The organism is Chryseobacterium sp. ON_d1 (genome assembly GCF_006829085.1).
Taxonomy (GTDB): domain Bacteria; phylum Bacteroidota; class Bacteroidia; order Flavobacteriales; family Weeksellaceae; genus Chryseobacterium.
In genome coordinates, this window is record NZ_BJTC01000011.1 from 51,040 (window position 1) to 72,766 (window position 21,727).

Genomic DNA, 21,727 nt, shown 5'->3' on the forward strand with positions numbered 1-21,727 from the left:
ATTTATTTTGAGATGGTCTTTCTTCCTATACTTTTATAATGGAATCCGTTTTGTTCCGGGATTTCCAGCGGATACATGTTTCTACCGTCAAAAATGACCTTGTTTTTCATTTTTTTGGCCATAAGTTCAAAATTCGGATTTTTGAATTCAGGCCATTCTGTGGCGATAAACAGAGCGTCTACTTCTTCCAGGGCATCATACATTCCTTTAGCATATTGTATTTTGTCACCCAGAATTTTCTTAACATTGTTTTCTGCAATAGTGTCATATGCTACAATTTTTGCACCTTTATCCAGCAGAAGAGCGATGTTGTCTAAGGAGGATGCTTCTCTGATATCATCGGTATTTGCTTTAAATGCCAGTCCCCACATGGCAATTTTTTTTCCTTCGATATTTCCGCCAAAATACTTTTCAATTTCAGAAACTAAAATTACTTTCTGGGTTGTATTTACTTTTTCAGTAGCTTCAAGGATCTGAAAATTAAAATCTTCCTGTTTCCCAGACTTAATAAGAGCTTTTACATCTTTAGGAAAGCAGCTTCCTCCATATCCGATTCCAGGAAATAAGAATCTGTGCCCGATTCTGTCATCACTTCCCATTCCCAGTCTTACCTTGTCTACATCGGCTCCTACTTTTTCGCAATAGTTCGCTATTTCGTTCATAAAGGTAATTTTCACCGCCAAAAATGAGTTGGCAGCATATTTGGTAAGTTCTGATGATTTCTCATCCATGAAAATAATCGGGATTCCTGTATTGGTGAAAGGCTGGTAGATTTTAGACATAATGTTTTGGGCTCTTTCAGAGCTTGCTCCGACAACTACTCTCGAAGGATTCATCGAGTCTTCCACAGCAAAGCCTTCCCTTAAAAACTCTGGATTTGATACAACATCAAACGGAATATTTGTTTTGGCGGCAATCGTTTCTCTTACCCTGTCGGCAGTTCCTACAGGAACAGTACTTTTATTAACAATGACCTTGTATTCTGTCATTAGCTCACCAATATTATTGGCCACCTTCAATACATAGGACAGGTCTGCTGAACCATCCTCACCTGGGGGGGTGGGTAGGGCCAGATATATTACTTCGCTTTTATCTAAAGCCTCTTTAAGGTTGGTGGTGAAAAATAATCTTTCAGACTGTATGTTTCTTAAAAACATTTCTTCAAGGTTCGGCTCATAGATGGGAACAATGCCGTTTTTCATACCTTCTACTTTTTTTTCATCAATATCAACACAGTATACTGAATTGCCAAGTTCTGCCAGAGTAGTTCCTGTGACTAATCCTACATAACCTGTTCCTACAATCGTTATATTCAAAATGTTTGTTTTAAAATTCTAAAGACAAAAATAATAAAAATACTGTGACATGCTCTTTTAATTTATGGTAAATGAATCTGACTCTATTTGCTTGATACTTAAGATAATTTTGCATTTTTAGAAAAAAAGCGTATATTTGCATTGGATTTACGGAAAAAATGGGAAGGCTTCGGAAGAAAGCCTTTTTTCGTACTGTAAATCAAGATAAAAATATATGGAGTTTAGAAAAAGAATTGAAGAATTATTAAATGAATTCCTTGAGACCAGAAAAGATCTGTTTCTTATTGATCTTAAAATTTCTGCAGGGGATGATATTACAGTGATTTTAGATGGTGATAATGGCGTTTCTTTGCAGGATTGTCTTGATGCAAGCCGTGCCATAGAATTCAATATGGATCGTGAAGAGCATGACTTTAGCCTGCAGGTGATGTCTGCCGGACTGAGCGAGCCGTTATCCACACCAAGACAGTTCAGCAAGAATATTGGAAGAGAGATTGAGGTAATGCTGGAAGATTCTTCTAAAATTGAAGGGGAATTGTCAAAAGTAGATGAGGAAAAGATCACACTTATTTTGCGTTACCGTAAGCCGAAAGATATCGGAAAAGGAAAAGTGGATGTAGAGGAGGAGAAAGAGATTTCTTACTCTGAGATCAAAAAAGCATTAGTAGTAATTAAATTTTAAAAAAGAAAAAAGAATAGATGGATAATATAGCGTTGATTGAATCCTTTGGTGATTTTAAAGACGAAAAAGGGATCAGTAAGATTGATCTTATGGCAATTATTGAAGATTCACTGAAGACTCTTTTGAGAAAGAGATTCGATTCAGATGACCATTTTGATGTGATTGTAAACCCGGATAAAGGAGATTTTCAGATATTTTTAAATAAAACAATTGTAGAGGACGAAATGTCTGAAGATGATGATCTGGAAATTGAAATCTCTGAAGCGAAGAAGATTGATCCTACCTTCGAAGTAGGGGAAGACTTTACAATGGAAATTCCTGTGGCACAGTTGGGAAGAAGAAATATTCTTACCCTTAAGCAGATTCTGGCGACCAAACTTCAGGAACACAATAATGCAATGCTGTATGAACAGTTCAGAGATAAAATTGGAGAAATAGTTGTAGGGGAAATTCATCACATCCGTCATAAACATGTGATCCTGCTGGATGATGAAGGAAATGAATTCATTTTACCGAAAGAAAACCAGATCCCATCCGATTTCTTTAAAAAGGGTGAGAATATCAGAGCTATTGTTGAGACAGTAGATTTTAAAGGTTCTAAACCGCAGATTATTATTTCCAGAACTGCACCTAAATTCCTGGAGAAGTTATTAGAGCTGGAAATTCCTGAGATCCAGGACGGAACCATTATCCTGAAAAAGGTAGTGAGAATTCCTGGTGAAAAGGCGAAGATCGCAGTAGACGCTTACGATGACAGGATTGATCCTGTAGGTGCTTGTGTTGGGGTTAAAGGATCCAGAATTCATGGCGTTGTAAGAGAGTTGAGAAATGAAAACATCGATGTTATTCAGTGGTCTAAAAACCCTGAAATCTTGGTGAAGAGAGCATTGGGAAATGTTACTATCAACAAAATTGAAATCAATGAGGAGACCAGCTATGCGTTGGTGTATACTCCGGTTGAAGAAATTTCCAAAGTGATCGGAAAACAAGGACAGAATATCAGACTGGCTTCTTGGTTGACAGGATATGAGATTGATGTATACAGAGAGTCCAGCGAGGATGATGATGTTGAATTGAAAGAATTTAACGATGATATCGAGCAGTGGATTTTGGATGAGTTTAAGAAAGTAGGACTTACAACTGCAAAATCAGTATTGGATAAAGAAACTGAGAGTCTTTTAAATATGGTAGACCTTGAAGAAGAAACAATCGAAGAGGTTAAACGTATTCTGAGAGAAGAATTTGAAGATTAAGATTTTAAAATAAATTTTAATAAACAGTAAAAAGGAAATACTTTAATTTTAAAAATTAAAAAACAGTAAATAATATAGATGCCAAAAATTAGATTAAATAAAGCGGTTAAGGAATTCAACATTTCAATGTCCAGATTAGTAGAGTTTTTACAATCAAGGGGATTTGAAGTTGAAAGCAATCCTAACGCTCAATTGGAAGAAGCGGCATATTCTGCATTGGAGGCTGAGTTTGCTAAAGACGGCGAACAGCGAAAGGCTTCCCATGAGGTGGTAATTACTAAAGTTCCGGAAGAAAAGCTGGAAATTGAAGAAAAGAAAACCCCTGAAGTGATAAGAGCTAAAGCAAATAAACCAGAAACCAGGATTTTGGGTAAAATAGATTTGGAATCTAAAAAACCTGAGACAGAAGAAGTTTCTGCAGCTCCTGTGGCTCCTGTTGCAACACCGGTTGAAGAAAAGAAAGAAGAAATCGTGAAAGAAGAACAGCCGGAGGTTAAAGCAGCTCCAGAAAAACAGGAATTTAAGGTTTTGGATAAAATTGATTTGTCTCAAATAGAATCTAGAAACAGACCTGTGAAAAAAGACAAACCAAGAATGGAGGAGAAAAAAGAAGAAGTAAAACCTGTGGAAGCAGTAAAGGAAACTCCAAAACCTGTGGTTGTAGAGGAGAAAAAAGTGGAAGCTCCAAAAGAGGAAGCTGAGCCTGAATCTCAGGAACCACAGAAAATTGAGACAGTATATCAAAAGCTAGATGGTCCTAAGATCGTTGGAGAAAAGATAGACCTGACTCAATTTGCACCAAAGCCGGGAGCTGGGGCAAAAAAGAAAAGAAAGAGAATTGAAAAACCTGGTGGGCAGAATAATCAGCAAGGTCAGGGAACTCATCAAAACTCAGGAAATAATAACCAGGGTGGACAAGGCCAGGGAAATCGTCAGCAGAATAACGGTGGACAAGGTGGGAACCGGCAGGGTCAGGGAGGACAGGGTAATCGTCCTCAAGGTCAGGGTGGCCAGGGTGGAAACCGTTTCGGAAATAATAATCAGGGTGGTGGAAACCGTCAGGGTCAAGGTGGCGGCTTCAAAAAAGGAGGCCAGAATAACAGACCTGGACAAAGAGTTATGCCAGTTGAGCTGACTGACGAACAGGTTAAAAATCAGATCAAAGAAACTTTAGAGAAACTTACCAATAAAGGCGGGAAATCTAAATCTGCAAAGCACAGAAAAGACAAAAGAACTTTCCGTAGAGAGCAGGATGAACGTCAACAGGAACTTGAGGCGCAGGATAGAACTCTTAAAGTAACCGAGTTCATCACAGTAGGTGAATTGGCAAGTTTGATGAATGTTTCTCCGACTGAAGTAATTTCTGCCTGTTTCTCATTAGGGGTTATGGTTACCATGAACCAGAGACTTGAAGCAGATACTTTACTATTGGTAGCAGATGAGTTTGGTTATAAAATTGAATTCTCAGATGCTGATCTTGAAGATAACAATACTGAAGATGAAATCGATACAGAAGAAAGCCTGGTATCAAGAGCGCCTGTTGTTACTGTAATGGGACACGTTGACCACGGTAAAACTTCATTATTGGATTACATCAGAAAAACTAACGTAATTGCGGGTGAATCTGGGGGTATTACCCAGCACATCGGTGCTTATAACGTGAAACTGGAAAATGGTCAGAGAATTACGTTCTTAGATACTCCTGGTCACGAGGCCTTTACAGCGATGAGAGCAAGGGGTGCACAGATTACGGATATTGCCATTATTGTAATTGCTGCCGATGATGATGTTATGCCACAGACAAAAGAAGCTATTGCTCACGCTCAGGCCGCACAGGTTCCAATGATTATTGCAATCAATAAAGTTGATAAGCCTAATGCAAATCCGGATAATATCCGTCAACAGCTTTCTGGCTTGAATCCTCCGGTTCTTGTAGAAGAATGGGGTGGTAATGTTCAGGCTCAAGAAATTTCAGCTAAATTTGGTAATAACGTAGATGTATTGTTGGAAAAGGTTTTACTGCAGGCAGAAATGCTTGAATTAAAAGCAAATCCAGAACGTTCTGCAAACGGAGTTGTTATTGAAGCATCATTAGATAAAGGTAGAGGATATGTTGCTACGATGCTAGTACAGGCCGGAACCTTAAGAGTAGGAGATTATGTGGTAGCAGGTAAAAATCACGGTAAAGTAAAAGCTTTGCTTGATGAAAGAGGAAAAAACCTTGCAGAAGCAGGTCCTTCTATTCCTGCAACAATTTTAGGTCTGGATGGAGCACCTACAGCAGGAGATAAATTCCGTGTATATGCTGACGAAAGTGAAGGTAAGGCTATTGCAAACAAGAGAGAACAGCTTCAGAGAGAACTTTCTATCAGAACGAAAAAACATACTACACTTGAAGAATTAGGAAGACGTATTGCTTTAGGAGAATTCAAAGAATTGAATATTATTCTTAAAGGTGATGTGGATGGTTCTGTGGAAGCACTTTCTGATCAGTTACAAAGATTATCAACTGAAGAAATCAGTGTGAAAATCCTTCACTCAGGTGTTGGGCAGATCACTGAGTCCGATATCAACCTGGCTGCAGCATCAGATGCTATTATCATTGGATTTAATGTAAGAGCAGGAGCTAATGCAAAAGAGCTTGCAGACCGTGAAGAAATTGAAATCAGGACCTATTCTGTAATCTATAAAGCAATCGATGAGGTAAAAGAAGCGATGGAGGGAATGCTTTCTCCGGAAATTCAGGAGCAGGTGATTGGTAATGTTGAGATCCGTGAAGTATTCAAGATTTCTAAAGTAGGAACAATTGCAGGTTGTATGGTTCTTACAGGAAAAGTAACAAGACAGTCTAAAGTACGTTTATTGAGAGACGGTATTGTTAAATTTGACGGAGAGCTTGAAAGCTTAAAACGTTTCAAAGATGATGTTAAAGAAGTCACAAAAGGTTATGAATGTGGTCTGAACCTGAAAGGTTACAATGACATCGAAATCGGAGATATTCTTGAAGTTTACGAAGAAGTAGCGGTTAAGAAAAAACTGAAATAATTATATCCTAAATATGTGAAAACCACTTTTTTATAAAGTGGTTTTTTTATTTTTAAAAACCTACAATTTATAATGATTCTAAATAATTTTTTTTAAATTATTAATAATTTGTTAAAGCGAATTTGATTTGCATGAAAATTATTATTTATTTAATAAAAGCTATCTATCATTAATGAATCCTATTTAATTTGAGAAAAATTTAAATATAATATTAAAAAAAAGAGGTATTTAAACATTGGTTTAATTTGTGAGTGTTAATATTTATTAACATATTTGCCCATTAAATATATTAAAATTTGTTAATATGAATGTTAAATTACGTGTATTGACAGCTGGTGTCCTATTTTTTACAGGTCAAGCTGTACTCGCTCAAAAAAAACCTGTTGACTCTACAAAACAGATTGATGAAGTTGTTATATCGGGGTATAACAATAAAAGATTACTTAAAAATAGTAATGATGCTGTAACTACCGTAACCCCGGAAATGATTGAAAACCGTCCCAATATTAATGCATTAGCTTCTATTCAGGGGCAGGCTGCAGGTTTACAAATTTCATTTAATTCTGGTTCGCCAGGGAGTAATAAAATAACAGCATTAATTAGAGGGGTTGGCTCTATATCAGGATCTACTTCTCCTTTATATGTTGTTGATGGTATACCGGTTTCTGAAAGTTATTTCAGAAGTATTAACCCAGATGATGTCGCTAGTTCTTCTATCCTTAAAGATGCAGCTGCAACCTCTATTTATGGAAATAGAGGATCAAATGGTGTAATAATTATTACAACTAAGTCAGGGAAATATAATTCTGCTTTGAAAGTGGGATATTCTGCAAATGTTGGTGTCAGTATGCTTCAAAAGCATAAGTATAATATTGCTGGATCTCCTGAAACATTAAGACTTGAAAAAGATAATGATGCTGGATTAGGTTCTACTTTAACTGATGAACAAATTGCTAATTTCCCAACAACTCAATGGGATAAAATTTTCTTCAGAAAAGGCTTTACTCAAAATCACTCTTTGACATTACAGGGAGGAGGAGAAAATTTATCCAATTTCACATCATTCAATTATTTGGATCAGGACGGTATTGTAGCTAATACTGGTTTCAAAAGGATGTCTGTAAGAACAAATTTGGTGGGTAAATCAAAGAATGATAAGTTTAATTTCTCAACAAATATTGGTTTAACTTTTTCTAGAAGAAACCAATTAGAACAGGAAACAAGAACTGATATTAATGCCAATGTACTTCAAAACCCATTACAGGGTCTATTAACCTCTTTGCCATATCTTGATCCTAACGTTTATGTAAGTGGTCAACAATTATTTGATCAATTTGGAGCTCCAAGTTTTCAGATTGTTCCATATATGTTGATGGATTATCTAAATCCTAGAAACATTCCAAGTAGATTTGATGAATTCAGACTTACTGCTAATGCAATGGCTAAGTATAAATTTACTGAAAATCTAAGTGCACAATTTACTTCTGGTGCTGATTATTCAAATGAATCAAGATTATTTGCGAGAGCTCCATGGTCGTATCTTGCTGTTTCTAGTAGACCAGCAAACGTTGAATTTGGAGGTATTGAACAAAGATCTGATACAAAAGATTTAGCGTTAACCAATGTTCTTAGAGTGACTTACGAAAAAACATTTGCTGACAAGCATCATTTGGAAGTAAGTGCATTTACTGAATACTTAAAATATCATAGGACTAGTAGCGCATTTACCCAAAATGGATTGGATCCTAAGACATGGGTAGTTGGTGCTGGTACGGGATGGCCATCGTTTATTCCAACTCCTTCTCCAGGATTATATAGACCAACTATTCAAGCCAATAAAAATGATGCAGGATTATTTTCTTACTTTGGAACGCTAAATTATGATTATAATGGAAGATATGGTATTTCCGGAAGTATAAGAAGAGATGCTGCTTATAAATTTGCTGCAGATAATAAATGGGGAACATTCTGGTCAGTAGGAGCAAGATGGAATATTGAACAGGAAGAATTTATGAAGTCTTCTTCATTTGGACTTTTAAAACTAAGAGCATCTTATGGTACACAGGGTAACCAAAACATTCTAGCTGCCGCCCCAGGATTTAATCCTATTTATTTAGGAGCGTCATTGGTGAGATCTTTAACTTCAACTGCGGGATCGGGATATGGATTAAATCCACAATTGAGCACTACAATTGCAAATGAAGATTTAAGATGGGAGGTTCAAAAACAAGCCAATATTGGTCTAGATTTCGATTATAAAAATGGTTTGATTTCAGGTACTTTAGATGTATATGATAAGAGAACTAACGACCTTTATAGTGTATCTCCATTGTCTGCTGTAACAGGGCAGTATCAGATCAATGGTAATATTGGAGATATGTATAATAAAGGTATCGAATTAAGCTTAAGGTCTAATATAATAAATAAACAAGATCTAAAAATAACAGTATTTGCTAATGGTTCATATAACAAAAACAGAGTAACAAGACTTGCGCCAGGAAATACAATTCCTACAAACCCTTTCCTTACTACCAATAACACTAATACTTTATATGGTAGAACTGCAGAAGGACATATGCTAGGAGAATATTTCATGGTTCCTTATTTAGGTGCTAGTCCTACGGATGGTAAAGCTCAGTTTTTAGATAGAAATGGAAATATAACAAACGTTCCTACTAATGATGATAGAAGATGGACTGGAAAATCTTTCATTCCACTTTATCAAGGTGGATTCGGTTTGAATGCAACCTATAAAGGTGTATTTTTAGATGTATTATTCACATATGCTGCTAAAGTGTGGAGAGCTGACTTTGATTTAGATTCACTAAGTAGTCCTTCGAACATTGGTGTTTTCCCAGTAACGACTGACTTATTGAATGCTTGGACTCCTACAAATACCAATACTGATGTTCCTGTTGTTACAGACATCACGGGTGCTGATTATGCTTCTACTTTCTCAGACAGATTCTTGAAAGATGCTTCTTATGTAAGATTAAGAAACATTACTTTAGGATATAATTTTGGAAAAGATATGTTAAGAGGTACTCCTATTTCTCAATTGCGAGTATATGCACAGGCAGAAAACTTTTTGACTTGGTCAAAATGGAGAGGATTTGATGTTGAAGGAGGTGTGTCCTCCAATCAGGGTGGTTTCCCTACTCCAAGAGTAGTAACTTTAGGAGTTGATGTACAGTTTTAATGAGACAATTAAAAATTAAAAAAATGAAAAAAATAATATCAATAATTATTCTATTTGCAACCATCTCTGTTGCTAATTCATGTAAAGATGCGTATGAGATTATCCAGGATGGGGAATTTAGTGAATCTGCAACTTTTCAAACGGTAAATGATATGCAGAAATTCCTAAACAATACCTATGACAGGGTTGATGTTTCAAATGAAATAGGAATTAGTTCTGTTTTTACAGATGAGTTGGGAATTGGAAGTCAAAATGGGGGGCAGAATGTATCATTATATAACTTTGCTCTTACTTCAGGAAACGGATTTGCTTCAGGTATGTGGTTAGCGCACTATAGTGCTATTAACTCAGCGAACAGATTGATAGAAGGTGCTAAATTAATAACTCCAACTGATAAACCATTAGCGGCCCCTTTTGATAATTTTACAGAAAAACAAGCATATAATTCGATTTTGGCTCAGGCTTATGCAATCAGAGCATTTTGTCATTTTCAGCTTCTGTGTTATTTTTCTCCTAATATTAAAGATAATAACTCTTTAGGTGTAATATTATTGAACAAAGTTCCTGCTGTAAGTGAAAAGCTTCCTAGAAATACTGTAGGTGAGGTTTTTGCTTCAATTGAAAGCGATTTGAATTTTGCATATGCAAATATTAATCCAGTAAAATTATCTTCTACAAGTTCTTCACCTTATAAATATATTTCTAAAACATTTATTGATGCTTTAAGAGCAAGAATGTATTTATACAGAGGTAATTATACATTGGCTGAACAATATGCAGATACAGTTATCAACACTTCAGGATTAGTTTTGACTCCTGCAGGTACAGTAGTGACAAATGCTAATGGTGTTGCCAATTCAGCATTCTATGGTAGTTATACGGTTGCTTCTACAAGTCCATATAAAAGTATGTTACAGGATTTTACAAGAGGTGAAATTATTATGGCCTTAGATCGTCCTGTTGGTAAGGCTGCTATTGCTGCTCAATTCTATTTTAATAGAACGAATATAACTGGAGGTCCATATATGGATTTAAGTAGAGCAGTATATAATATTATCAATGTTCCTGGTGACGTAAGAAAACATGCGTTTATCGATGCTACAGCTAAAATTGATCCTAACTATGAGAGTTATCCTTGGGCTCAATATCTTGCCAATGATGTGCTTTGTATAGATAAGTATTCAGGAAAAGCAGGAACAGCAAACGGAGCTGAACTAATGAGTGATCTGAAATTATTCAGACTTTCTGAAATGTACTTTATTAAGGCTGAATGTAGAGTTGCAGCTAATGATCTTACAGGTGCAGCACTAAGAATAAAAGCGGTTAGAGATGCAAGAAATTATCTTGGTCCGGTTGCTCTACCTGTGTATGCAAATGCTACAGCTGCTTTAAAAGATATCCTTACAGAAAGAAGAGTTGAATTAGCTCTTGAAGGACACAGATATCTTGATCTTAAGAGAATGGGGGCTTCTGCAGGCGTTACTACAACTGAAAGACACCCTAAAGATGTTGAAGGTTATGCTAATAAAAACCTTAGCATTACAGATTACAGATTTACATTGCCAATCCCTTCAGATGAGATTAATGGAAATCCAATCCAACAAAACCCTGGTTATTAATATACAATAATCCTAGATACAGAACCCCTGCTCCAAGCAGGGGTTTTTTATGTCCTTTTATTTCTTATTTTTGCTGTACAATAATGAATAATGAAGTACATCCTTTTCATACTCTTCTCTTTAGGTTTTGTAGCCCAAGCTCAGATTGTTAATAAAGCTGATAACAAGCCTCAACCCAAAAAAGAAGATACACTGGTGATAGACTCCGGGAAAAAAGACTCCCTGAAAATTTTTAAGCCTACTATTAATGATTACCAGTATCAGACTCAGTTTTCTGAAAAGAAAGTTTTTGATACCGTAATGACTTTTGACAAAACATACATCTTTTCACAGCAAAATAATAAAGATAACTTTGGGAGAGTACAGCCTGCCAATATTGGTTCGGGATTCAACCCTCTTGTATTCGAAGTAAATGCGGAGGAAAACCTTTCCTTACTGCCATCCAATAAATCTTATATGATTATTGGTGCAAATGATGTGAAATACTATGATGTAAAGACTCCTACAGCCTCATTCATTTACCATAATGCAATGAGAAACGGAGCTGCTTTAAGATCTACCTATACCCAGAACATCGGGAAAAGATTCAACTTTGCCCTTGAATATATGGGGCTGCGTTCTCAAGGACTTTACAGAAATTCATTAGCTGCGAATAACAATACCATATTCTCGGGACACTATATTTCAAAAAGTGGGAATTATGAAATTTTTGCTCACTATCTCCACCAGAATGTAAATAATCAGGAAAGTGGTGGGATTACTGAAGACAATCTGTTTCAGAGTGGTGACAGCAATTATAGCAATAGACAGAATGCTCAGGTAAATCTGGCCTCTTCAAGCTCTCAGTTTGCTTACCGAAGATACTACCTGAGTCACCAGTTTACTCCATTCAATGCTGAAAAATTTCCTTTCAGTATCAGGCATATTATTTCTCATCAGGGAAATAAGTATTACTATAACCAGGCAACTCCTGAAACATATTGGTATAATACTCCTACAGATTTGGTAAATGGCTTTCCACTGACAACAAAAAAATATTCTGAAAATTTCAGCAATACGGTAAGCCTGATCTTTAATAATGAAAAATTTAAACTGGATGCAGGGGTACGCTATCAGATTATTAAGTTTGGAGTAACAGATATTGCAGCTATTAATAATGGATTTCCTTTTCCGAATGAACTCAAAGAAAACAGAATCGGAGCCGTAGGAAACTTACAGGTAAAACTTTGGGATAAAATTCAGTTGAATTCGTTCCTTGAATTTTCAAACGGGAGCCAGTTTAAGAGCTACCTTAAAACAACCAATAATCTGAAATTTGAACCTATCAAAGACTATTTTGTTAATGCTAAAGTGAACTTCCAGAGTGCATATCCGTCATTCAATTACCTGTTGAATACTTCCGTTTACAATAACTTCAATTATTATCTTGAAAATGCAAAAAACCAATCAGTAATGGAGTTGGGAGGAAGTATCAATCTGAAATGGTTCAAGACAGAAATTTTTGCCAATTACTTCAGAATTGATAATTATACCTACTTCGACAGCAATGGAAATCCAAAGCAGAGTGATAACTCAGTGAATATTTCTCAGATCGGAGGAGATGCAACATTCAGCTTCAACAAATTTCATCTGAATACAAGACTACATTTCCAGAATACTCTAACCAATAAAGAATTGCTTCCTTTACCAGGTTTCATTGGTAGAGCCAATTTCTTCTATCAGACGCAGGCTTTCAAAAAAGCGGCAGAGATTCAGGCGGGAGTTAAAGTATACTATTTCTCTAAATTTGCTTCGAGGGATTATTTCCCCGTTCTTAATGAATATATTCTTCCGAGAGCAGATTCATTTTCAATTGGAGGGCAGCCCATCGCCGATATCTATATCAATATGAAAGTGAAAAAGATGTTCTTTTTCATAGAAGGCCAGCAGATAGGAACTGTTATCTCCAATAACAAAGCATACGCATTTCCACACTATCCGGTATATGATTTCAGATTAAACATCGGAATTGTGTGGTATTTGTTCAACTAAAAACTGTACAGGTTGAAAACAATTAATAAAATATCATTTAACGATATAGAAAGTATTCCTCAGCTGGTAAAAGATTTTTTACATCAGAAAATTGAGGGTTTTGAAAATAATACATTTTCCTTAGATCATTTCAGACAGCAGATTCATCTTAAAAAAGATTCATTCATCCCAGAAAAAAGAAATATTTTATCTGAGGTGCTCGAAGGCCAGCTTTCAGGTATTACACTTTCTTCAAAACAGAGGAAAAATATTGATGATCTTAAGCTGTTCAATACATTCACCATTACAACCGGACATCAGTTGAATCTGTTTTCCGGGCCGGTGTTTTTTGTGTATAAAATTCTTCAGACTATAAAAACATGTGCCTATCTGAAAGAAAATTTTCCGGATTTTAATTTTGTCCCGGTATATTGGATGGCTTCGGAGGACCATGATTTTGTAGAGATCAATCATTTTAAAACCGAAAATAATTATTACGAAACCAATGAAAAGTCCGGTGGACCGGTAGGACGTATTGAAATCAGTGATACTTATTTTATTACTGAATTTGAAAAAGAATTCAAAGATTCTATTTTTGGAACAGAACTGGTCCTAATGATGAAGGAAGCCTATAAACCTGGAAATACTTTGACAGAAGCGATTAAGATTCTTGTCAATCGTCTTTTTTCGGAATTCGGACTTTTGATTCTGGACGGAGACTCTAAGAAACTGAAAAATCAGATAAAGGAGTTTTTTAAAGATGAGATTCTGCATTTCAGTTTACACGAAGCCTCCAAAGACAAAGTAGATTTTCTGACGGAAAAATATGGGAAGGTCCAGGTAAATCCCCGTGAAATTAATCTTTTCTATCTTTCTGAAACCAGAGACAGGATTGAATTCAATGGCCAGAAATATATCATCGTAGATAAAAATATTCAGTTTACAGAAGAAGAAATTCTTGCCGAACTGGAAAATCATCCTGAAAGATTCAGTCCAAATGCTTTAATGCGTCCGGTATATCAGGAAAATATACTTCCGAATCTGGCTTATATTGGAGGGAATGCCGAAATTATGTACTGGCTTGAATTGAAAGATTATTTCTCAAAGATTAATATTCCTTTTCCTATTCTGATCCCAAGAAACTCTATGCTCTTCCTGAAAGAAAAAACGCTGGGGAAAATTGAGAAACTGAATCTTAAAATAGAAGATTTCTTCAAGAATTTTACAGTACTTACCAATCAGAAGATTTTAAAAGATAATCCTATTTTACAATTACTGGAAGAAAAAGAAGAATTGCTGGTTAGCAACTTTTCAGTATTGAAAGCTTCTGCAGAAACTACTGAAAAATCTTTCGGAAATATGGTGAAGGCAGAAGAGGTGAGACAGTTAAAGTCATTTAAAAGAATGAAAAAACGTTTGCTTCATGCTGAAAAAATAAAACAGAATGAACTGCTGGAAAGGCTTGAAAACCTGTTTTTAGATGTTCATCCCGGCAAAACATGGCAGGAAAGAGTGTATAACTTTAGTGTATTCTTTTCAGATTATGGCTATTCATGGCTTGAAAATTGTTTGGAAGAAATGGTGGTTCAAGATTCCAAATTAATAATTGTTGCCATTTAATTTTAAAGAAGTATTTTTGTAAATTATAATTATCGAATATGATAAAGAGGTTTTTTATTCTATCCAGTTTATGTATGGTTTTGGGAGTTTCAGCCCAGAAATCACATACGGTTGTGCAAGGTGACAATCCTTACAATATTGCCAAAAAGTATGGAATGACTGTAGATGAATTGCTGAAGCTAAACCCTAAACATAAAGATGGCAAACTGGCGATCGGAGATGTTTTAACGATAAAATCAGACAAGCCAGCGGCTCCGGCTGTTACAAAATCAGCTCCGGCAGAAAAGGTAACTTCAGCCACCGGTACATCTTCTCTGGGTAAAATTGTTTTACAGCCAAAACAAACCATCTACGGTATTACAAAACAGTACAGAATTTCTGAAACGGATTTGAGAAAACTGAATCCTGAACTGGATTCTCACATGAAAATCGGAGATGAAATCACCTTACCTCTTGCCAGCATCAAAAAATATGGGGGTACCCAACAGACTGTAACAGCAGAAAAACATGCTGAACCTCCTGTAGAAAAAGCAGTAACAACTAATACTCCTACTGTTGTTGCGAATGCAGCAGAAGGAGAATCTTATGTAATTCAGGCTAAAGATAATTATTACAGAATTACCAAACAGTTTGGCATCAGCCAGCAGGAACTTTTTGCTTTGAATCCTGGTTTGGAAGAAAAAGGACTTAAACCTGGTGATACCATTAAAGTAAAAACATCCAATACAAATAATACCAGCACCGACACCGCTGCTGAACCATCGAATCCAAAAGCAAAAATGGATTCCGGAAACGAAAAATCATCTGCTTCCTCCAGTGTTGTTGTGGGTGATGATTATGTTACTTATACCGTGCAGCAGGGAGATACTGTATTCTCGATTGTTAATAAATTCGGTGTATCTATAGATGAGCTTATTGCTCTTAATCCGGACCTTTCACGCGGTTTGAAAACCGGAATGGTTTTAAAAATCAAAAAGCAGGATGCTGCCTACGTAAAGAAAAATGGAGATGCATTGAGTGTTATCCTGATGCTTCCTTTTGGGTATAGTACCAACGAAACCCAGTACAGAACAATGGCGCTTGACTTTTTAACAGGAGCTAAACTTGCTATTGAAAGAAATGCCAGAGGAGGACAGAAGCTGGATATTAAAATTGTAGACTCTGGAAATGAAGCGTCATTCAAAAATTCTCTGACACAGATCAATCCTGATAATACAGATCTTATTATCGGGCCATTCTTTAAATCAAACGTAATTGATGTTCTTGATTTTACCAAAAATCAAAAAATTCCGGTTGTCGCACCATTTGCCAATACTCCGGAACTCTATAACTACAGTAACCTTATTATTGTTGAAACAAACAATCAGACTTATGCTGATAAGATTGTAGAAGAAGTAAAAGGAATTTATTCGGACCAGAAAATATATGTGGTAGCAGATGCTAAGAAAGAGAATGCCAACTACATCAAAGCAGGACTTGAAAAAGCAGTAAAAAATCCTAATATCATTATTGTTAACTCTCCAGCGGATATTCAGTTGGATCAGAATATGATGACAGGTCAGTCTGCACCGGTTATTGCTATTTTGGCAAATGATGATAATGCAGCAGGAGATGCTTTTGCCAACAGAATCATTGCTATTTCCAAAGAAGTACAGGGGGTAAAAGCATTCAGTATGTTCTATTCTCCTACTTTTGAGAAGAAAGTAGATGAACTGAGCCAGGCAAATCTGGTATATCTGATGGATAGAAAGATTAATACAGACGGTAGTTTTGAAAAAGAAATTCTGGCAGCCTATAAGAGTAAATACTGTAAAACTCCGCCGAAATATGCAATCGTAGGTTTTGATGTAGTCAACGATATGTTAACCAGAGAAAATAAAAAGGGAGAGATCTTTAGGCAGATGAATAAAGTTCAGACTCAGCTTGCTACCAAATTTGAGTTTGTAAAATCTAAAGCTAATGGTGCTTATGTAAATACCGGTTACAGAGTAATCAGGTTAGTACCTTAAATGATTTATAGCTCTTTAAAAGAATATTGTTAACATTATAGTTATATTTGCATAATATTTAATTCAATACATGAAAGCACTTGTATTTCCAGGGCAGGGTTCTCAGTTCGTAGGAATGGGAAAAGAATTGTATGATTCAAGAAAAGATATTAAAGATCTGATGGAATCTGCCAATGAAATTTTAGGTTTCGACATCCTTTCTATTATGTTTAACGGAACAGATGCGGATCTTAAGAAAACAGAGGTTACCCAGCCTTCAATATTTATACATTCAGTAGCAGCATTAAAAGCAGTAAATGGTCTTGGTGCTGAAATGGTAGCAGGACACTCTTTAGGAGAGTTTTCAGCTTTGGTTGCCAACGGAGTTTTATCCTTTGATGACGGCTTGAAATTGGTTTCTGAAAGAGCTAAGGCAATGCAGGAGGCTTGTGATGCGAATCCAAGTTCTATGGCTGCGATCTTAGGGTTAGATGATGCGAAAGTAGAAGAGATCTGTGCGCAGATCAGTGGAATAGTGGTTCCTGCAAACTATAACTGTCCAGGCCAGTTGGTCATCTCAGGAGAAACACCAGCTGTAGAAGAAGCTTGCGTAAAGCTGAAAGAAGCAGGAGCTAAAAGAGCTTTATTATTACCTGTAAATGGCGCTTTCCACTCACCATTGATGCAGCCTGCACAGGAGAGATTGGCTGCAGCTATCGAAAAAACGAAATTCAGAAAAGCAACGATTCCTGTATATCAGAATATTACGACTACAGCGGTAACCAATCCTGATGAGATCAAACAAAACCTGATTGCACAGCTTACCGGTCCTGTAAAATGGACACAATCTGTTCAGAATATGATTAAAGACGGTGCTTCTAACTTTGTAGAAGTAGGGCCGGGAAAAACCCTTCAGGGATTGATCAAAAAAATTGACGGATCAGTAGAAGCTGCTTCTGCCATCTAATTTAAAATATATGAGTGCGATATTTTCACCGGGCAAGCTTATGCTTACTTCAGAATATTTCGCAATCGATGGAGCTCTTGTCTTAGCGGTACCTACCAGGCTCGGACAAGAGTTTTTTTTTGAAGAAACGGATGATAAAAATTCTCTGATTATCTGGGAAGCCTATCATCAGAACATATTATGGTTGAAGGCTGTCATTGATTATAAAACCTGGCAGGTTCTGGAAACCAATATTCCATCAAGCGCTGAATTTATCACTCAAACCTTAAAGAATGTTCAGCAGCTTTCTCACATTAAATTCAAAACCGATCTTACTTATCACTTAAAAACGAATCTTCAGTTTCCTGCAGACTATGGTTTAGGGAGCAGCTCCACACTGATGACCAACCTTGCGGAATGGGCAGAGATTGATCCTTTTCATCTTAATACCATCAGCCTGGGAGGAAGCGGTTATGATATAGCTGTGGCAAAAGAAAAATCTGCTGTCCTTTTCCAGAGTAAACCTGAGATTAAATATGAAAAGGTTAATTTCAATCCTTCTTTTAAAAATGAACTGATTTTTATTCACCTGAATCAGAAACAGGACAGCAGGGAAGGAATCCGTTTTTACAAGTCAAAGAAGAAGTCCCAGGAACTGGTCAATCAATTTTCGGAAATCACAAAGAAAATAATGTTATGCGATGAATTGGAAAATTTTTCCGAATTAATGATGATTCATGAGCGAAAAATAGCTGATTTTCTTGAAATTCTCACAGTTAAAGAGAGATTATTCCCAGATTGTCCCTCATTTGTCAAAAGTTTGGGCGCATGGGGTGGAGATTTTGTAATGAGTGCAAAATTTGGGGGCTATAAGAACTATTTTTGGGAGAAAGGTTTTCCTGCAGTTTTTGAATGGTCAGATATAATTAATTTATAATCAGTAATTTACAAAACCGTTTTTTTGTTTGCCATTCTGACTTATATCAGTATATTTAAACCACCTTTAACAAATAATTAATATTATTTTTGTTGAAAGCAATAAAGAAATAGAAAATATAAGTAAAATGAAAAACACTAAAATCATCCAGGATTTAGAAAAATTAGGGATTAAAGGAAACTATGAAGTAGTGTATAATCCTTCTTATGAAGAATTATATCAGGCTGAAGTTTCTCCTGAAAATCAGGGATTTGAGAAAGCTGAGCTTACAGAATCTGGCGCGGTATCAGTAAAAACAGGAATTTTCACAGGTCGTTCACCTAAAGACAGATATATTGTTCAGGATGATGTTACAAGAGATACAATTTTCTGGGATGGTAAAGTAAATTTACCTACTACTGCGGAAATTTTCGGGTCTTGTAAAGAACTAGTGATGAATCAGCTTTCTGAAGCTAAGAAAATTTATGTTGTGGATGCTTTCTGTGGTACGAATGCAGATACAAGACTTAAAGTAAGATTTATTGTTGAAGTAGCATGGCAGGCGCATTTCGTTACCAACATGTTCATTCGCCCTTCTCACTATGAACTTGAAAACTTCGGTGAGCCGGATTTCACCGTAATCAACGGATCAAAAACAACAAATCCTAACTGGGAGGCTCAGGGACTGAACTCTGAAAACTTCATTATGTTCAACCTTACTGAAAGGTTACAGATCATCGGAGGTACATGGTACGGAGGTGAAATGAAGAAAGGAATGTTTGCCATGATGAACTATTACCTGCCGTTAAAAGGTATGGCCTCAATGCACTGTTCTGCAAACGTAGGAGAAAAAGGTGATGTGGCTTTATTCTTTGGCCTTTCAGGAACTGGTAAAACTACCTTATCAGCAGATCCTAAGAGGTATCTTATCGGTGATGATGAGCATGGATGGGATAATAACGGAGTATTCAACTATGAAGGGGGATGTTATGCCAAAGTAATTGACTTATCGGAAGAAAAGGAACCGGATATTTTCAGGGCTATCAAGAGAGATGCACTTCTTGAAAACGTTGTGGTAAACAATGGAGTAGCTGATTACACAGATGGATCAATCACAGAAAATACAAGGGTTTCTTATCCAATCTATCATATCAATAAAATTGTATTGCCTTCTAAAGCAGGTCATGCTAAGAAGATTGTTTATCTTTCAGCAGATGCATTCGGTGTACTTCCTCCGGTTTCTATCCTGAACGAAGATCAGGCTCAATACCACTTCCTTTGCGGATATACATCAAAATTAGCCGGAACAGAAAGAGGAATTACGGAGCCGGAACCTTCTTTCTCACCTGCATTTGGTGAAGCATTCCTTACACTGCACCCAACAATGTATTCTAAAACACTGATTGGTAAAATGCAGGAACATGGTGCTAAAGCCTATCTGGTGAACACTGGTTGGAATGGTACCGGGAAAAGAATTTCTCTAAAAGATACGAGAGCAATCATCGATGCAATCATTGACGGTTCTATTGAAAACGCTCCTAAAACTCAGGTTCCGATCATGAACCTGGAAATTCCTACTGAATTACCTAATGTTTCTATGGGGATCTTAGATCCAAGAGATACATATGAAAATGCTTCAGAATGGGAAGAAAAAGCAAAAGATCTTGCTTCAAGATACATCAAAAATTTTGAGCAGTACTGTGATACTGAAGAAGGTAAGAAGTTAGTTGCTTCGGGGCCTCAGTTACAGGAACAGACTATCTAATAGTTATCAATAAGCATAAAAAGCCTCATCACTGATGGGGCTTTCTTTTATTAATATTTTTTACAGTTCTTAATCAACTCATTCTGTTCATCCAGTTTTAGGACTGTTGATTTGATTGATGCTTCAGTTAGATGTTTTATGATCATAAAATGTTTTGAAGAAAAATAGGATTCTTCATTCAATATTTTATCCAGATATTTTGGAGTGGTAAATGTCAGCCAGTATTTTTCTTTATTGGAAAGTTCAATAGTGACTTCTATCGCATCAGATTCGGTATTCTCTATTTCATCATCAATATGGATGGATACAATTTTCGGCTCTTTCTCCAAGCTGAAATAAAACTTAGGATACCATCTGAGTTTTCCTTCATCATTACAGATTTTTATATTTCTCGGATTTGTTTCCTCAATAACATAAGATTTTCTCTTTGTTAATTGATTGGAGTAGTTTCCAATAGCATTACAGTAAATTTGATCCTTTATCTTCATTAATTATTTTATAACCATAAACATCTGTGAGAGCCTGTGCAATCCAGGAGCAAATAAAAAAATGTAAATTATTTTAAACTTAGTAAAGCTAATCGATATCCAGCCATCCCAAAGCCGGATAAAACAGCATCACTATTTGCCGCTGTTACAGATTTCTGCCTGAACTCTTCTCTTTTGTAGATATTGCTGATGTGAACCTCAACCTTGGGTTTTCTGATATTTTTTAAACAGTCTGCAATCGCATACGAATAATGAGTATAAGCCCCAGGATTGATCACAACTGCATCAAAGTCATCTTCCTGAAGTCTGTTGATAAGCTCTCCTTCAATATTTGACTGGTAATATTTTAATTCATAAGAGGTAAACTCGGATCTTAAAACTTCCAAATAGCTTTCCATGGAGACGTTACCATAGATTTCCGGTTCTCTTGTGCCTAACAGATTGAGGTTAGGGCCATTGATGATCAAAACTTTCATACTATAAAATTAAAAACTTTTTTCCATTAAGTCTCAAAAAAAACTCTAGGGAATCTGCTTTTTTTTAATTGAATTATTGATAATGATATTTATCATGTTTAAGAAAATGATAATGTGCTTAACTCGTTAATGTCATGGAGTTTATTCAAAAATTAAGTTAATTTCTGAAAATTTATCATGAAAAATAAATAAGTCTACTTGTTTTGTAGACTAAAAGTTTTTAGCTTTGCAGACATATTTCGATCGGCTTATAAAGAAAGATGGAGGGAACTGACCCTGTGAAATCTTAACAACCTACCTGTGGAGGCAAGGTGTTACATTCAGCCTTTTAAGGGAAAATAAGCATTTGGTTTTCGTATTTATCGATGCCCTTTGCTGAATATTCGGCAAAGGGCTAAATTTTA

14 protein-coding genes and 1 riboswitch are annotated in these 21,727 nt (G+C 36.1%); of the genes, 11 read left to right on the forward strand and 3 right to left on the reverse strand.

From position 1 onward, the window contains the following. Window positions 1–2 precede the first annotated feature (2 nt). The gene (locus CRS_RS17330; RefSeq protein WP_142725272.1) at window positions 3–1,316 is read right to left on the reverse strand and encodes a UDP-glucose/GDP-mannose dehydrogenase family protein; all 1,314 of its coding nucleotides are present in this window, start codon (window positions 1,314–1,316) and stop codon (window positions 3–5) included. 214 nt (window positions 1,317–1,530) lie between these two features. On the opposite strand from CRS_RS17330, the gene rimP reads away from it, so the two are divergent. The 11 genes from rimP (at window position 1,531) to pckA (ending at window position 20,359) form a co-directional block, all read left to right on the forward strand. Continuing rightward, window positions 1,531–1,998 (forward strand): ribosome assembly cofactor RimP, encoded by a 468-nt coding sequence (gene rimP / locus CRS_RS17335; RefSeq protein ID WP_142725273.1) that lies wholly within the window; start codon window positions 1,531–1,533, stop codon window positions 1,996–1,998. Between the two features lie 17 nt (window positions 1,999–2,015). After that, entirely contained in the window at window positions 2,016–3,251 is a 1,236-nt protein-coding gene (gene nusA / locus CRS_RS17340; protein WP_066691517.1) for a transcription termination factor NusA, read from the forward strand. A 78-nt stretch (window positions 3,252–3,329) separates the two neighbouring features. Continuing rightward, window positions 3,330–6,296 carry a translation initiation factor IF-2 gene (infB, locus tag CRS_RS17345; RefSeq protein ID WP_142725274.1) on the forward strand — a complete coding sequence of 989 codons (2,967 nt, stop codon included), beginning with the start codon at window positions 3,330–3,332 and terminating at the stop codon, window positions 6,294–6,296. 304 nt (window positions 6,297–6,600) lie between these two features. After that, on the forward strand, window positions 6,601–9,495 hold the full coding sequence (locus CRS_RS17350) for a SusC/RagA family TonB-linked outer membrane protein (RefSeq protein WP_142725275.1): 2,895 nt from the start codon (window positions 6,601–6,603) through the stop codon (window positions 9,493–9,495). A 23-nt stretch (window positions 9,496–9,518) separates the two neighbouring features. Continuing rightward, on the forward strand, window positions 9,519–11,114 hold the full coding sequence (locus CRS_RS17355) for a RagB/SusD family nutrient uptake outer membrane protein (protein WP_172617101.1): 1,596 nt from the start codon (window positions 9,519–9,521) through the stop codon (window positions 11,112–11,114). Window positions 11,115–11,204: 90 nt separating this feature from the next. After that, entirely contained in the window at window positions 11,205–13,145 is a 1,941-nt protein-coding gene (locus CRS_RS17360; RefSeq protein WP_142725277.1) for a putative porin, read from the forward strand. Window positions 13,146–13,157: 12 nt separating this feature from the next. Next, entirely contained in the window at window positions 13,158–14,744 is a 1,587-nt protein-coding gene (gene bshC, locus CRS_RS17365) for a bacillithiol biosynthesis cysteine-adding enzyme BshC (RefSeq protein WP_142725278.1), read from the forward strand. Window positions 14,745–14,782: 38 nt separating this feature from the next. Next, on the forward strand, window positions 14,783–16,753 hold the full coding sequence (locus CRS_RS17370; RefSeq protein WP_228451287.1) for a LysM peptidoglycan-binding domain-containing protein: 1,971 nt from the start codon (window positions 14,783–14,785) through the stop codon (window positions 16,751–16,753). 70 nt (window positions 16,754–16,823) lie between these two features. Then, entirely contained in the window at window positions 16,824–17,699 is an 876-nt protein-coding gene (gene fabD / locus CRS_RS17375; RefSeq protein WP_089692754.1) for an ACP S-malonyltransferase, read from the forward strand. Window positions 17,700–17,709: 10 nt separating this feature from the next. Beyond that, entirely contained in the window at window positions 17,710–18,615 is a 906-nt protein-coding gene (locus tag CRS_RS17380) for a GYDIA family GHMP kinase (protein ID WP_142725279.1), read from the forward strand. A 127-nt stretch (window positions 18,616–18,742) separates the two neighbouring features. Continuing rightward, window positions 18,743–20,359 carry a phosphoenolpyruvate carboxykinase (ATP) gene (gene pckA, locus CRS_RS17385; protein ID WP_142725280.1) on the forward strand — a complete coding sequence of 539 codons (1,617 nt, stop codon included), beginning with the start codon at window positions 18,743–18,745 and terminating at the stop codon, window positions 20,357–20,359. Between the two features lie 50 nt (window positions 20,360–20,409). On the opposite strand, the gene CRS_RS17390 is transcribed toward pckA, so the two are convergent. Both CRS_RS17390 and CRS_RS17395 read right to left on the reverse strand, forming a co-directional pair. Next, on the reverse strand, window positions 20,410–20,847 hold the full coding sequence (locus tag CRS_RS17390) for a hypothetical protein (protein WP_142725281.1): 438 nt from the start codon (window positions 20,845–20,847) through the stop codon (window positions 20,410–20,412). A gap of 68 nt (window positions 20,848–20,915) precedes the next feature. Then, entirely contained in the window at window positions 20,916–21,323 is a 408-nt protein-coding gene (locus CRS_RS17395) for a type II 3-dehydroquinate dehydratase (protein WP_142725282.1), read from the reverse strand. A 245-nt stretch (window positions 21,324–21,568) separates the two neighbouring features. Beyond that, window positions 21,569–21,668: riboswitch (SAM riboswitch) on the forward strand. The last annotated feature ends 59 nt before the right edge of the window (window positions 21,669–21,727 follow it).